This window comes from Actinomadura sp. NPDC000600, assembly GCF_040492135.1.
Classification (GTDB): Bacteria; Actinomycetota; Actinomycetes; order Streptosporangiales; family Streptosporangiaceae; genus Spirillospora.
This window is the reverse complement of record NZ_JBEUPD010000002.1, coordinates 79,424-93,803: the sequence shown is the minus strand read 5'-3', so window position 1 is coordinate 93,803 and position 14,380 is coordinate 79,424. Positions and strand designations below refer to the sequence as shown.

13 protein-coding genes and 2 tRNA genes are annotated in these 14,380 nt (G+C 70.4%); 8 read left to right on the top strand and 7 right to left on the bottom strand.

The genetic code is table 11. The features are described 5' to 3' along the window. Positions 1-112 precede the first annotated feature (112 nt). Positions 113-325: a DUF397 domain-containing protein gene (locus ABWI07_RS03255; protein ID WP_149261989.1), complete on the bottom strand. Its 213-nt coding sequence runs from the start codon at positions 323-325 to the stop codon at positions 113-115. A gap of 255 nt (positions 326-580) precedes the next feature. After that, on the bottom strand, positions 581-1,453 hold the full coding sequence (locus ABWI07_RS03250) for a helix-turn-helix domain-containing protein (RefSeq protein ID WP_149261990.1): 873 nt from the start codon (positions 1,451-1,453) through the stop codon (positions 581-583). 907 nt (positions 1,454-2,360) lie between these two features. Between ABWI07_RS03250 and ABWI07_RS03245 the strand changes: the two genes are divergently transcribed. Next, positions 2,361-3,815, top strand: a complete 1,455-nt coding sequence (locus tag ABWI07_RS03245) for a cyclic nucleotide-binding domain-containing protein (protein ID WP_149261991.1) — start codon at positions 2,361-2,363, stop codon at positions 3,813-3,815. Positions 3,816-3,940: 125 nt separating this feature from the next. Here ABWI07_RS03245 and ABWI07_RS03240 read toward each other — a convergent pair whose 3' ends face one another. After that, positions 3,941-5,287: a sensor histidine kinase gene (locus ABWI07_RS03240; protein WP_353817560.1), complete on the bottom strand. Its 1,347-nt coding sequence runs from the start codon at positions 5,285-5,287 to the stop codon at positions 3,941-3,943. A gap of 192 nt (positions 5,288-5,479) precedes the next feature. Between ABWI07_RS03240 and ABWI07_RS03235 the strand changes: the two genes are divergently transcribed. Next, positions 5,480-6,361, top strand: coding sequence for a LysR family transcriptional regulator (locus ABWI07_RS03235; protein ID WP_149261993.1), 882 nt, complete (start codon positions 5,480-5,482; stop codon positions 6,359-6,361). On the opposite strand, the gene ABWI07_RS03230 is transcribed toward ABWI07_RS03235, so the two are convergent. The 3 genes from ABWI07_RS03230 to ABWI07_RS03220 form a co-directional block, all read right to left on the bottom strand. Beyond that, complete coding sequence (locus ABWI07_RS03230) at positions 6,362-7,303, bottom strand: glycerophosphodiester phosphodiesterase (protein ID WP_353817559.1); 942 nt, start codon at positions 7,301-7,303, stop codon at positions 6,362-6,364. Between the two features lie 117 nt (positions 7,304-7,420). Then, on the bottom strand, positions 7,421-9,127 hold the full coding sequence (locus ABWI07_RS03225; protein WP_149261994.1) for an adenylate/guanylate cyclase domain-containing protein: 1,707 nt from the start codon (positions 9,125-9,127) through the stop codon (positions 7,421-7,423). Between the two features lie 87 nt (positions 9,128-9,214). Continuing rightward, positions 9,215-10,633, bottom strand: a complete 1,419-nt coding sequence (locus ABWI07_RS03220) for an amino acid permease (RefSeq protein WP_353817558.1) — start codon at positions 10,631-10,633, stop codon at positions 9,215-9,217. Between the two features lie 271 nt (positions 10,634-10,904). On the opposite strand from ABWI07_RS03220, the gene ABWI07_RS03215 reads away from it, so the two are divergent. The 6 genes from ABWI07_RS03215 to ABWI07_RS03190 all read left to right on the top strand — a co-directional run bounded on the left by ABWI07_RS03215 (position 10,905) and on the right by ABWI07_RS03190 (position 13,634). Next, positions 10,905-10,982 (top strand) — tRNA-Asp (locus ABWI07_RS03215). A gap of 20 nt (positions 10,983-11,002) precedes the next feature. Continuing rightward, positions 11,003-11,076 (top strand) — tRNA-Phe (locus ABWI07_RS03210). A gap of 463 nt (positions 11,077-11,539) precedes the next feature. Then, positions 11,540-11,914, top strand: a complete 375-nt coding sequence (locus tag ABWI07_RS03205; RefSeq protein WP_353817557.1) for a type II toxin-antitoxin system RelE/ParE family toxin — start codon at positions 11,540-11,542, stop codon at positions 11,912-11,914. Then, on the top strand, positions 11,911-12,243 hold the full coding sequence (locus tag ABWI07_RS03200; RefSeq protein ID WP_353817556.1) for a helix-turn-helix domain-containing protein: 333 nt from the start codon (positions 11,911-11,913) through the stop codon (positions 12,241-12,243). The genes ABWI07_RS03205 and ABWI07_RS03200 overlap by 4 nt, the downstream gene beginning before the upstream one ends. Positions 12,244-12,558: 315 nt before the next feature. Continuing rightward, complete coding sequence (locus ABWI07_RS03195; protein WP_353817555.1) at positions 12,559-13,104, top strand: winged helix-turn-helix domain-containing protein; 546 nt, start codon at positions 12,559-12,561, stop codon at positions 13,102-13,104. Beyond that, on the top strand, positions 13,029-13,634 hold the full coding sequence (locus tag ABWI07_RS03190; RefSeq protein ID WP_353817554.1) for a transposase: 606 nt from the start codon (positions 13,029-13,031) through the stop codon (positions 13,632-13,634). The genes ABWI07_RS03195 and ABWI07_RS03190 overlap by 76 nt, the downstream gene beginning before the upstream one ends. A gap of 61 nt (positions 13,635-13,695) precedes the next feature. Here ABWI07_RS03190 and ABWI07_RS03185 read toward each other — a convergent pair whose 3' ends face one another. Further along, positions 13,696-14,085, bottom strand: coding sequence for a hypothetical protein (locus ABWI07_RS03185; protein ID WP_353817553.1), 390 nt, complete (start codon positions 14,083-14,085; stop codon positions 13,696-13,698). Positions 14,086-14,380: the final 295 nt, after the last annotated feature.

Below are 14,380 nucleotides of genomic sequence, written 5' to 3'. Positions count from 1 at the left end.
TGCTCACTCGTCCACGCTTCTCCGGTTCCTGTCAAAAATCGCCAGTAAACTCGCACAACGTTCGCAATACTCGACAATTCACTAGATTGACAACGGAAATGGGTTCCGTGCCTCAACGCCGCTCAAGTCCCCCGTCACGGATGGCGGCCAGGAGGGCTTTCCACTGGGCGGGCGCGAGAGCGAGGAACCCCGCGGAGATGTCGCGCGAGTCGCGCACCAGCACCGCCTGCCCGGCCGCCGCCACCTCGACGCATTCCTGACCGCCGGTGCTCGCGCTGCTCTTGCGCCAGTTCAGCGCCGCTCCCCGATTCGACCGGTACACCATCCAGCAACCCTCCATCCATTGCCGGCGGGTGCCGTCTCGCCAACCGATCGGGCAAGAACACCCGCGGGCGAGCACCAGCAGGGCACGACAAACCACGACCTTGTGGAAAATTTCCCGATCACGAGTGTAAACGGTTCTACTTATCCCGCCTACAAGGGAACACAAGATCACCCTGCGTGCTATGAGGGCTACTCGCCTTGTCGGTGTCCGATGCGGCCGTCACCTCCGTCACGTGGGTCGAGTTGCGGTCGGGAGTCAGGCCATGAGGTCCTCGGCGGCCTGCCGCAGCATCGCGATCGACTGGTCGGCCGGCAGCGCCTGCTCCAGCAGCAGCTCGAAGGTGTCGCGGTACTCGGTGATCCGGTCGTCCTCACCAGTGATCATCACGCTCGCGCCCGGGCGCGCCTCCAGCCAGAGGACGTCGTCGAGGTCGCCGTCGAACTCCAGGAGGCTGAACGGCCCGTCCAGCCCGAGGTGCGCGCCCGCCTTGAACGGGATGATCCGGACCGTCAGCAGGTCATCGCGCTCGGCCGTGTCGGCGATGTGGTTGAGCTGGGCCGGCATGATCGCGGGATCGCTCTTGATGCCGACGTGCCGCCGGACGACCGCCTCGTCGATGATGTAGTGCTGACGGGGCGGGTTCTCACGCTTGGCGAGCTCCTGCTGCCGTTGGATGCGCAACCGCGCGGCCAGCACCCGGGCCTGCTCGGACACCTTGCCGGTGGAGAGGACCTCGGCGTACTCCGGCGTCTGGATGAGCCCCGGGACGACCGTCCCGTGAAACTGGCGGATGTACGCGGCGCCCGCGGAGTAGCCCACATAGTTGAGAAAGCTGGGGTCGAACTCGCCGCGGTAGGCGTTCCACCAGGCGGGTTCGCGCGCACCGCGGGCGAGGGCCTGCAACCGCTCCTGCCGTCCCTCCGACGTGACGTCATATACGGCGAGCAGCGCCTGGAGGTCGGTGCGGGTGATGGCGTTCTTGCCGCCCTCCACCCGGATGAGCTTGGACGGGGACCACTCCAACTGCCGCGCCACCTGCTCCTGCGTCAGCTTCTTCTCTTTGCGCAGGCGGACGAGCTCGGTGCGAAGCAACGCACTCTGGACTATCGGGCCCTGGTCACTGGCCATGGGTTCGCTCACTCTGAGTAGTGCATGCCACCAAACTGGATGCTACATGGCAGTCGGGGACCTGGCATCCCACTTCCACACACGGCGCTACATGTCTTGGACATCTGATCTTCGCTCCGCCCACCAGACCCCGCCATATCGCCCAAAACTCGCGTGGGTAGCTTCCAGAGTGCTGCATACCGTCGGACTCTGTTGTAATGTGCTACATAGCAGATTAGCAGACGACGTGATGCAACGAGACGCGATGCCACATCCGGGAGCGGATGAGGTTGAACACAGGGTGAAGACCCGGCCGGACCCAAGGCGCATCCCGGCCGGGGCCGACCGCAGGCGGAGACGGGCCGGCCGCAGGCGGGAACGACAAAGGGCCGGGAAACGAGAGGGGCGCACGCGCCACACGGGGAGGTCGCAAGGGGAGACCAGCATCCGGGAACGCCGCGAGAGGCGACACCGGACGAAAGACGCACGAAGCAGCGAAGCCAGCGAAGGCAACAGAGCCAGCGAAGGCGACAGAGTCGCCCGCCGCTTCCCACCGATCACCGGTTTGGCAGCCATGACGACCGGCGGGAGAGCGGAGAGCGACTCCCTGGGCCGCACGAGACAGCCGGGCCGCTCCGCGCGCATCCTCTGCGAAGACGCAGAAAGATCCGGGCTGACCTGCCAAAATGTCTCTGCGGACTCATCTAGTCTAACCGCGATCACGCGGTGCGGACCATAGGTGATGTGACTCCGGTCACCGCCCCCACCGGACCTGACCGGTGCCCGGCGGACCCGTGAGTCGCGATTCGAGGCATGGGGTCCCTGACATGTCCAGACAGCACGTACCGTCCCCCACCTTCGCCGCCCACCCCGCGCGTCCGGCGGGAGAGTCGCCTCCCGCCGGGCCGGACGTCGGGCAGGTGGCCCGATGAACGAGCACGCCCGCCACCACGACCCGGACAAGATGGTCCCCGCCGAGATCGTCCCGCGGCAGCGGCCCGTCCGGCCGGCCGAGAACGTTCGGCGGCCCGGGTTCTGGAACGGGCTCACCACCATCGAGCGCGCCGCCTTCCTCGTCCTGGCGCAGGAGGTCGTCCACCCGGCCGGCACCGTGCTGTGGACCGAGGGCCAGGAGGCCGACCACACCTTCGTGATCAAGTCGGGCACGGTGCGGGTCTCCGTGGAACGGGACGGCCGCGAGCGGTTCGTCGCCTTCCGCGGGCCCGGCGACATCATCGGCGAGCGCGCCGCCCTGCAGTTGCGCCGTCGCTCGGCGACCGTCGTCGCCATGGACCCCCTCCATGTCCTGTGCCTGACGACGCACGAGTTCGTCGCCTACCTGAGCGACCACCCGCACGTGGTCGCCGTTCTCGAGCGCGAGATGTACAACCGGATGACCGAGCAGGGTCCGGGCCGGCCGCCGCAGCGCGTCCACTACCCTGCCGGCGCGGGCCACCCGTACGGCACCGCCGCGCAGTACGGCTCACCGCAGCCTTACGCCACGGCGCAGATCCCGGTGGTCCCGAACTACCCGTACGCGATGGCGGGGCCGTTCGCGGTGGCCGCCCCGAGCGCCGCGCACGAGCCCTGGGGCGGCGGCGAGGCCCGCATGGTGGAGCCCACGGCCGTGGTCAACGGGGCGTCCGCGACCCCGACGGCGCCCCCGACCGTGCCGGCCCGCACCGTGCCCGCCCGTTCCCGGCGGCAGGTCCGGTCCCTGGAGGCGGCCGTCGAGACGTCCTGGGATCGGCCGACGCAGCCCATGGTCCTCCCGGACGACGACGGCCCGTCCTGGGCCGGCCAGAACTGCACCATCGTCTACACCGACGTGGCCGGGTTCAGCTCGCCCGCCCGCAACGACGTCGACCGGATCGACGTGCGCCGCGCCATGTACCGGGCCCTGCGGGAGGCGTTCGAGGAGTCCGGCGTCCCCTGGCACGCCTGCCACGTCGAGGACCGGGGCGACGGCGCGCTCATCGTCATCCCGCCGCAGGTGCCCACGGCGACCGTGGTCGACCCCATGATGGTGTCGCTCGGCCGGCGGCTGCGCGGCCACAACCACCGGGCGAGCGGGGCCGTCCGCGTCCAGCTCAGGGTCGCGGTGAACGTCGGGCCCGTGATGCCCGATCCGCCCGGCGTGTCCGGCTCGTCCATCATCACGGCGGCCAGGCTCCTCGACGCCGGCCCGCTGAAGGAGCGGCTCGCCGCGACCGGGGCCGACCTCGGCGTCATCGCGTCCCGGTTCGTCTACGACTCCGTGATCGTCCCGAGCCCCGGCCAGGTGACCGCCGCCGAGTACGAGCGGATCACCTGCCGGGTGAAGGAGTCGGACCTCGAAGGCTGGATCCACCTGCGCGGCCTGCCCGCCCTCCCCGCCTTCTGACCGTCCGACCGGCCGCCGGCCCACTCGGCCCGCCCCCCGCGCGGGCCGCACCAGGCCGTCCCGCCTCCCCGGCCGTCCAGGCCGCCACGACCCCGCGCGCACCGTCGCCGCGGGGTTCTCCGCTTTCACCCCCGCCGCGGCTGCGGCTGGTCGACCGGCCGGCCGTCGTGGTGCCGCGGTATCCGCAGGACGAACCGGGCGCCGCGCTCGCTGTCCTCGATGGTGAGGGTGCCGCCGTGCAGCCGCGCGATCTCCCGGGCGATCGGCAGGCCGAGGCCCGAGCCCGCCGGGTCGCGGGCCTTGCTGGCCTCCAGGCGGGCGAAGCGCTGGAACACGAGGTCCCGGTCCTTCTCCGCGATGCCCGCGCCGTCGTCCATGACCTCCAGCACGGCGATGTCGTCCTCCCGCGAGACCGTGACGTCGACGCGCGACTCCGCGTGCCGCTCCGCGTTGTCCAGCAGGTTCGTCAGGAGCCGGACGAGCCTCAGCCGGTCGCCGCACACCGTCACGCCCTCCTGGAGATGCGGGACGATCCGCTTCGTCCGCTCCGAGCGCGCCAGCTCGATGGTGACCAGCGCGCCGAGGTCGACCGTCTCGACCTCCTGCCAGGCGGCGGCGTCAAGCCGGGCGAGCTGCAGCAGGTCCGTCACGATCGCCTGGAGCCGCTCCAGGGTCTGCAGGACGCCCCGCGCGGTCTGCGGCCAGTCGACGTCGTCGGGGTAGAGCAGGGCCTCCTCGATCTGGGCGCGCGCGGCCGCGATGGGGCTGCGCAGGTCGTGGGACGCGTCGGAGGTGAAGGTGCGCTGCCGTTCGAGGGCGCTGTCCAGCCGGTCCAAGGTCGCGTTCGCGGCCTCCGCGAGCCGCCTGATCTCGTCCCGCGACTCCGGCACCGTCACCCGGCGGCCCGACTGCTGCGCGGTGATCTCCGCCAGCTCGGCCCGGATTGCCTCCACCGGCGCGAGGCTGTGGTCCACCGTCGCCCAGGCCCGCAGGCACCCCAGCAGGATCACCAGCAGCGAGACGCTGGCCAGGAACATGATCAGACCGGAATGCACGTACCAGGGGACGATCGGGACCGCCGCGTAGATCAGCCAGTCGCCCCCCGGCTTGAAGACGCGGAAGCCGATCACCCAGAGGCATCGGTGGCGCCGCACCGGCGCGCACACCCTCCGGGTGGAGTACACGCGCGTCGCGGACGGGACGAAGTCGGCGAGCGGGCGGCCCGCCGGCACCCGTCCCGGCGTCCCCGCGATCACCGACCGGTTCTCGTCCAGGACCTGGAGGATGACGCCCTCCCCCGCGTCCAGCCGGGCGGGCGCCGACTCGCGCCGCAGGACGTACGACAGCCGGAACGCGGCCGCGGTCGCCTCGCCGCGGGACGAGTCGCTCTCCGATCCCCGCGCCGCCACGAGGATCAGCGTCGTCGCGATGGCGCAGATGATCGCGGTGACCGTCCCGGCAATAACGGTCATCCGCACCCGTATGGACCATGTGCGCCGTCCGCTCACCCGACCTCCCGCAGGTGAGGTAATCACCGCACACGCCGAAATCAGTCCTCTGAACAGCAGTGACGCATACAAGACAGGCCAAAGAAATGGTTGCCGAACCGACCGGTCAGGAAGAAGCCAGAGCGCTGATGGGCCCGCGGACTAGAATGCTCGGTTATGGAGCTGCGCCAACTTGAGTACTTCGTGGCGGTTACGGAGGAGGCCAGCTTCACCAGGGCCGCGGCCCGGTTGCACGTCGCCCAGCCGGGCGTGAGCGCCCAGATCCGGCAGCTGGAGCGGGAGCTCGGCCAGCCGCTGCTCGACCGCTCCGGGCGGACCGTCCGGCTGACCGAGGTCGGCGCGGCCGTCCTGCCCTACGCGCGGGCGGCGCTCGCGGCGGTGGAAGGCGCCCGCCTGTCGGTGGACGAGCTGACGGGCCTGCTCCGCGGGCACGTCACGATCGGCACGATCGACTGGATCCGGTCGCTGGACCTCCCCGGCATGCTGGCCGGCTTCCACCGCGACCATCCGAACGTCGAGATCACGGTCGTCCAGGAGGACACCGCCAGGCTGACCGAGGGGCTTCGCACCGGACGGATCGACCTGGCCTTCCTCAGCATCGGCGCCGAACCGCCCGAGGGCATCGCGACGCAGGTCGTGATCGAGCAGGACCTCTTCGCCGCCGTCGGCCGCGGCCACCCGCTCTCCCGCAGGTCGACGGTCACCCTGCGGGCCCTCGCCGAGGAGAACCTGATCTGCCTGCCGAAGGGCACAGGGCTGCGGGCCGTCCTGGACGAGGCGTTCGCGGACGCCGGGTTCCGCCCGCGCATCGCGTTCGAGGCGGGCGAGCCGCCCGTGCTGGCGGAGATCGCCGCGCACGGCCTCGGCGTCGCCGTGCTGCCCGAGTCGGCGGCGCGCGGCCGCCCGGACGACCTGCACGCGCTGCCGGTCGTCCGCCCGCGGCTCACCGGCCGGATCGCCCTGGCCTGGCGCGCCGAGGGGCCGCGCGGCCCGGCGGCGCGGGCGCTGATCGCCCGCGCGCGCCGGACGCCCGCCTGATCAGGCCGCCCGCTCGTCGGAGTCGTCCAGGACGCCGCGCAGGACGTCCGGCCTGTCGGTGATGATCCCGTCCACGCCGAGGTCGACGGCCCGCTCCATGTCGCGGGGGTCGTCGATCGTCCAGGTGAGGACGTCCATCCCCGCGTCCTGCACCTCGTCGACGTAGGACTCGGTCAGGCCGCCGAAGGGCGGGTTGACCTGGTCCGCGTACTCCGCGAGTTCGTGCAGGTCGTCGACGTCCGGGGTACCGAGCAGGCCGGTCGGCACCCTCGGCAGGACGGCGTGGAACCGCCGCACCGACCCCCAGTCGAACGACTGGACGACGAGGTGCCGCTCGTGCGGGTCGTACCGGAGCCAGGACGGGTGCCTCCTCAGCTCCGCCGCGATGCGCCGCTCGATGCCCGGGTAGAGCGCGGGGCTCTTGATCTCCAGGAGCAGCCCGAGGCCGCTGCCGCGCATCGCGGCCAGCACCCGGCCGAGCGTCGGGACGCGTTCGCCCGCGTACCGCTTCGCGAACCAGCCGCCGGCGTCCAGCCTCCCGATCTCGGCGAGGGTGAAGTCGGCGACCCGCCAGGGCCTGCGCTCCGGGTAGAGGTCCTCCGCGTTCGTCGTCCGGGCGAGCGTGGTGTCGTGCATGATCACGAGCTGGTGGTCTTCGGTCTCCTGGACGTCCAGCTCGAACATGTCGGCGCCCTTGGCCTTGGCGAGCCTGAACGCCGAGAGCGTGTTCTCCGGCGCGTACGCGGACGCGCCGCGGTGCGCGACGTCCACGACGTCGGCGTCCGGATCCGGGGCCGTCGCGGTGCGCGGGCGCGGTTCCGGGGCGCCCGGCGGGGACAGGAACGGGTCGGGGCCTGGCCGGGCGGCGGCGGGCGCCGCCGGGACGGCGACGGCCGCGGTGGCCAGGACGGCGATGAGCGCGAGACGATTCCGCCGGTGCATCAGTCACCTCTCGGGAGCCGGGGCTGTCCGCCCCAACCCTCGGACCGTCCGGTGACACCGGGGTGACGGATTGGTAGCAGACTGTGTACCGATGGTGACGATACGCATCCGGTCCCGTCAGGACGAGTCAGACACGGCCGATCCGCCCGAACGGCCTCCGGACTCGTCGGTGCCGTCCCTTTCGTCCGCCTCCGCGGCACGCGCGCTCCTGGCCGCCTTCGCCAGGACCAGCGCGCCGAACAGCAGCCTCCTGCTGCGCCTCAGCGGGCGCGGGAACCTGGTCCGCTCCGCCCTCGGCACTGGCCGCGGCGCGGGCACCGCGGGAGGAGCCGGGTGGCGGGGCATGCCCAGCCGGGTGGGACGGCTCCGGCCGCGCAGCGTCACCGACCGTCCGACGTCCCACTCGTCCGACTCGGCGAGGTGCGCCAGGTCGAGGACGGTCGCCGAGGCGAGGACCCGCCCCTCCTCGTCCTTCGCGAGGTCGCTGAGCCGGGCCGCCTCGTTCACCGGATCGCCGATCACCGTGTACTCGAACCGCTCCTCGGCGCCGATGTACCCGGCGACGACCGGGCCGGCGGACACGCCGATCCCCGCGTCCAGCATCGGCACCTCGGCGCGCAGCCGCACCGCCAGCTCCCGGGCCGCGCCGAGCGCGCCGCCGGCCGAGTCCTCCAGCTGCGTCGGCGCCCCGAAGATCGCCAGCGCCGCGTCCCCCTCGAACTTGTTGATCCAGCCGCCGTGCTTCGCCACCACCGACACCACGACGCCGAAGAACTTGTTGAGCAGCCCGACCACCTCGTCCGGGCTGCGCGTGTCGGCCAGCCTCGTGGACCCCGTCAGGTCGACGAACAGCACGGCCACCTCGCGCGTCTCGCCGCCGAGCGTGACGACGCCGCGCTCCAGCGCCAGGTCGGCGACCTCCTCGCCGACGTGCCGCCCGAACAGGTCGCGCAGCCACTCGATCTCGCGGAGCCCGGCGACCATGTGGTTGAACCCGGCCTGCAGCTGCCCGACCTCGCTCGCGTCGTACACGGCCACCTCGGCGCCGAGATCGCCCCGCTCGACCTGCGCCATCCCGCTGCGCACCGCCTTGATCGGATCGGCGATCGCCCGCGTCGCCATGTAGATCACGCAGACCCCGGCGAGCAGCGCGGCGCCGCCGAGCCCGAGGATCGTGATCGCGAGCTGGGCGACGTTGATGTCGGGCGAGGCCAGCGCCGCGATCGCGACGCAGATCAGCCCGAACACCGGGATCGCCGTCCCGAGCGCCCAGGCGAGCATCACCCGCGTCGTCACCCCGGGCAGCCGGAGCCGCTTCGGCCGCTCCGCGCCCAGCACCAGCGCCGCCGCCGGCCGCAGCAGCCGCTCCGACAGCAGGTAGACGATCGTGCAGGTCGTGCCCGCGCCGAGCAGGCACGTCAGGCCCGTCTTCACCGCGAGCCGCCCGGTGAACAGGATCAGGTCGAGCGCCGCCCAGCCGAGCGCGCCGACCGCCCACAGCGCTCCGACGAGCAGCGTCAGCCGCAGCGGCCCGAGCAGCACGGCCCGGCGCTGCCGCCGGTCGGGCTCGCCCCCGTCCCGGACGAACGTGACCACCGGGCGCCACAGCCACAACCCGCACAGCAGCGCCGCCGGAGCCGCGATGACCGGGTAGCTGAAGAACGCGACCGCGTTGACCAGGTGCACGTAGTCGCGGTCGTCCAGCGGCGGATCGGGGACGACGAACGTCGCGAACAGCAGCACCACCAGCGCGCCGACGGCGTTCGCGACGCCCACGACGAACAGCAGGACCCACCGCACCCGGATCTCGAGCCTGCTGGTCACGCGCGCCTCCGGAGGGAAGGAACCGCCAGGGGGATCATCCCACGGCGGAGGGCGTCCCGGCGGGCCGACCGCCGGGACGCCCCTCCCTCAGACGCTCTCCTCGGCCACGGCCACCGGAACCCGCGCCTCCTGGGAGCTGCGCCGGACGAACGGCCAGCCGACCACGACCAGCGCCGCCCACGCGCCCATCACGTACAGCGCGATCCGCGTGTCGGCCTCCCAGGCGATCGTCACCGTGACGAACGCGAAGAACGCCAGCACGGCCCAGTTCGTGTACGGCGCCCACGGCATCCGGTACGGCGCCTCCGGCAGCTCACCGGCCGCCGCCCGCCGCCTGTAGGCCATGTGCGCGAGCAGGATGACCGTCCACACCAGCAGGGCCCCACCGGTGGAGACGGACGTGATGTACTCGAACGCCTTGTCCGGCACGACCGCGTTGACGACCACGCCGATGCCCATGACCAGCGCGGAGATGACGACGGTCAGCACGGGCACACCACGCCCGTTGAGCCGTCCGAGCACCTTCGGGCCGTCCCCGTTGACGCCGGCCGTCCGCAGCATCCGGGACGTCGAGTAGAGCCCGCCCGCGTTGCAGGACGACAGCGCCGCCGTCAGCACCACGAAGTTGACGATGTCCCCGCCGCCCGGAATCCCGATCCGGTCGAACGCCAGCACGAACGGGCTGGCCCCGCCCTTGAACGCCGTCCAGGGCACCACCGCGAGGATCACCAGGAGCGACCCCAGGTAGAACAGCGCGAACCGCAGCGGCAGCGCGTTGATCGCCCGCGGGATGTTCTTCTCCGGGTCCTTGGCCTCGCTCGCCGTCACGCCCACCAGCTCGACGCCCAGGTAGGCGAACATCACCATCTGCAGCGTCATGATCGTGGCCCCGGCCCCTTCGGGGAACACGCCCCCGTGGTCCCACAGGTTCCCGACCCGCGCGGTGTCCCCGGCGTCGCTGAACCCGAAGACCAGCACCCCGAGCCCCACCAGGATCATCATCACGATCGCCGCGACCTTGATCATCGCGAACCAGAACTCCAGTTCGCCGAAGAGCTTCACCGAGATCAGGTTCACCACGAACAGCACCACCAGCGCGACCAGCGCCGTCTGCCACTGCTCGACGCCCGGCCACCACTTCTGGATGTACTTGCCGGCCGCGGTCAGCTCCGCCATCCCGGTCGTCACCCAGATGATCCAGTACGTCCAGGTCGTGGCATAGCCCCAGAACGGCCCGAGGAACTCCCGGGCATACCCGGCGAACCCGCCCTCCGTCCGCCGGTACGTCAACAGCTCGCCGAGCGCCCGCATGACGAAGAACAGGGCCAGCCCCGCCACGGCGTACGTCAGGATCAGGCTCGGCCCGGCCTTGGCGATGTTCTCTCCGGCGCCCAGGAACAGCCCGGTGCCGATCGTCCCGCCGATGGCCAGCATCTGGATCTGGCGGGTGCCAAGCCCGCGTTGGTAGTCCTCCGCGCTCTGGTCGTTTGGGAGCTTCGCGACCACGCGGCCTCCTCTCTACAGCCGCCCCCGCCAGGGAAGCGGCGCCACCCTCCGATCACGCACGGTTGCGTAACTCGGACAGAGTAGGAGCCCCAAGCACAAACACGAAACACACCTGCCCGCCCGGTATCTCCCTGCCCCGTTCGTCCCCTCCCCCGCCCGGGGTAATCGAGTTGGCGACGCACTCGGCCATCGCGTATGCTCTCGGACGTCGCCAAGCGCCGGGAAAACCGGCCAAGACACCCCTCCAGAGCCGCTAGGCTCGGAGCAGCAAGGTCCTGTGGAGCAGTTAGGAGTGCTCGCCACCCTGTCAAGGTGGAGGCCGCGGGTTCAAATCCCGTCAGGACCGCCAGACGCGCCGACGCGCGTCCTGGGCAGGTAGCTCAGTCGGTACGAGCGTCCGCCTGAAAAGCGGAAGGTCGGCGGTTCGACCCCGCCCCTGCCCACACCTCGTGACCAGCCAAAAGGCCCGGAACCATCCTCGGTTCCGGGCCTTTTGACAGCAACGGTGACAGCAACGGCCTCAGCCGAGCACATCCCCCAGCCGCCCGAGCGCCGCCCGCTTCTCGTCCAGCGCCGCGTGAGCGTAAATCGTCATGGTCACCTCGATGTCGCTGTGCCCGACGATGTCCCGGACGATGTGCGGCGGAACGCCGAGGGCCAGGAGCAGCGAGACGCAGGTCTACCGCATGTGGTGCATCCGCACCGAGCCGAGGTCCACAGCGGCACGGATGCGGCCCCCGGCCGCGTGGTCGACGGGCGGCCTGAGATGCGTCGTCCAGGCGGGCGTAGCAGCGTCTGGGGCGCCGGGGCCGTCGAGGAGGATGACGAGGTGGCGGCCGGGTGGTCATCACTTCTTGACGGCGACGGCCACCTCCGACGATATGACTCATAGGTTATAATGGCGCTGTGAGTTGGGAGATCAGCCTGCACCCCGAGGTCGAGGAGTGGTACCTCGCGATCTGCGTGAGCGACCCGGAGACCGCAGACCTGATCAAGCACGCGATCGACCAACTCGCCGAGGAGGGGCCGACAGCACGCCGCCCACTGGCCGACCGGGTACAAGGCAGCCGCTTCCACAACATGAAGGAGCTACGGCCACCCTCGTCAGGGAACAGCGAGATTCGAATACTGTTCTGCTTCGACCCGGCCCGAGAAGCGATCTTCCTTGTCGCCGGCGACAAGTCCGGTAACTGGAATCAGTGGTACCGGGAAGCGATACCACTGGCCGACGAACGCTTCGCCGAGCACCTGATCGCTCTGAAGGAACAGGAGGGACAATGAGTACCGGTTACAGCAAGTGGTCCGATGTCAAGGCCAAGGCTGCCGAGCTTGACCCTCGAACTCCGGCCGAGCGCGCCGCCGGCCAGGCCGCAGCGCAGGAACGTACGGAAGCTTATATCCGCGGCTACCAACTGTCCGAGATCCGTAAGGCTGCTGGAGTCACCCAGGCCGAACTGGCGGAGATGCTCGGTGTCAGCCAGGCCAGAATTTCCAAGATCGAGCATGGAGAGGTCTCCGGCATCGACGTCGTCCGCGACTACGTCACCGCTCTGGGCGGTCACCTCGACCTCGTGGCCTCTCTCGGCGACCGCACCTGGAAAGTCGCCTGAAACCACTCTGCCGCTACCGCCGGAACACGCCGGGGAGCCCATCCTGCAAGTCGAGATCGAGTCGGCAAGGTGACGGCAACCCTGACGGCAACGTCGGCCACCGACCACACTCAGCGACACACGTCCGGCGCCGCCTGACCTCGGCGGCCGGGAGCTCACGAGGCTGATCGCTACTCCTGAAAAGCGGAAGGTCGGCGGTTCGACCCCGCCCCTGCCCACATCTCTTGACCAGCTAGAGAGCTTCAATAGTTAGGGTTACCGACTGTGTCTTGGTGGTGACTGGCCTGTCGGGTGTGGGCGGGTTTCCCTTGGTGGATGCGGTATGGCGAGGGCGGCGGGTTGACCGCTGTGGAGCGGGCGCGGCGGGAGGCGCTGCGGCTGGAGGCGGCCCGGCTGTTCGAGGTGGGGCTGTCGGATGCGCAGATCGGGCGGCGGTTCCGTGTGTCGCGGATGTCGGTGAACCGGTGGCGGCGGGCCTGGCAGAGCGGCGGTACGGCGGCGCTGGCGTCCAAGGGAGCCGGCGGCGCGAAATGCAAACTGACCGATGACCAGGTGAATCTCCTGGAGGAGGCGTTGGATCTCGGCCCGGCCGCGCACGGCTGGACCGAAGACCAGCGGTGGACACTCGCGCGGATCGCCGAGGTGATCTGGGAGCTGTTCTCGGTCTCCTACACACCGGCCGGAGTGGACGTGCTGCTGCACCGGATCGGGTGGAGCGTGCAGACGCCGACCCGCCGTGCGGCCGAGCGCGACGAGCAGCGGGTCGACCGGTGGCGGGCGGAGGTGTGGCCGACGGTGGAAGCACCGCGGCGGACCTGGGCGCCTGGATCTGCTTCGAAGACGAAGCCGGCCAGGGGCTGAGGCCGCCCAAAGGCACCACCTGGGGACGGCGCGGACGCACACCGGTGGTGCGCGTCACCTCCCGCGGCACCCACCGGATCTCGCTGGCCGCGCTCGTGGCGATCAAGCCCGGCGAGCATCCCCGGCTGATCTACCGCGCACACGCCTACCGCGGCCGACAACACGAGAGGAAAGGGTTCGACGAGGGCGACTACATCCGCTTACTGGATGCCGCTCACCAGCAACTCGGTGGGCCGATCGTCGTCGTGTGGGACAACCTCAACACACATCGCTCGGCTCGGATGCGCCGCTACCTGGCCGCCCGGGACTGGCTCACCGTCTTCTACCTGCCGCCCCATGCTCCTGAACTCAACCCCGTCGAGGGTGTGTGGTCACACCTGAAACGGTCCTTGGCCAACCTCACCAAGCACACCATCGACCAGCTCATGCAGCTGATCAAGACCCGCCTGAAACGCATCCAGCACCGGCCCGCACTGCTCAACAGCCTCCTCGCCCACACCCACCTGCAAATCAGTAACCCCAGCTATTGAAGCTCTCTAGAAGGCCCGGAATCTCTCTGGTTCCGGGCCTTTTGACTGCAGCGGAATGTCATTACGGCTGCCATGGGCCGAGTGGACGGCCGGTCTCGACGAAGTCTCGGTACTCATCGAGCAGGACGCCCTGGTTCACCCAGCGTCCGCGGTCGGCGCCCAGTTGCTGCTCGGCCAGTGCAAGGGCGGCTTCTGCCGACTCGGTCTCGCCCACGGTCCTGGCCCCGTCCTCGTCTGCCGCGTTGAAGGCCGGGAACTCATCGACCGGGAGCGACTCGCACTCTTCGACGACGTGCAATCGCACGACAAAGCCACGGAAACGCGTCGGGGGCCAGATGCAGCACCACCGAAGCCCCCGTCGCCCCTCCTCCTCAAAGGCGCCAAGGAGTTGCTCCACCTCCTGGCCGCGTCGAAGAGCACCGGCGGCAAAGGTGTCCGTCAGGTAGCGCACCGGGCCACCCTACGAGTCTCCCGGGACAGCGATGAGGCCCCGACGGTGAGACTGGGCCTCACGAGAACGGACTTCAGCCGAGCGCATTGCCGGTGCGCGCGCTTGGCATCAAGGGTGCCCGCTTCGCGGCTGCCGTCCGGGTCCGCTGCGCCGAGGGCGGTCGGCCTGCGCTTCGCCGATATTCGCTTTGGCCATGGAGACCTGCGCAATCCGTTGATCGGGTTCTCGGTTGGGAGCGACCTGGGTTTTCTCGGGTGGTGCGGCGGTTAGGTGCTTTGGCCAAGAAGAGGGCGGT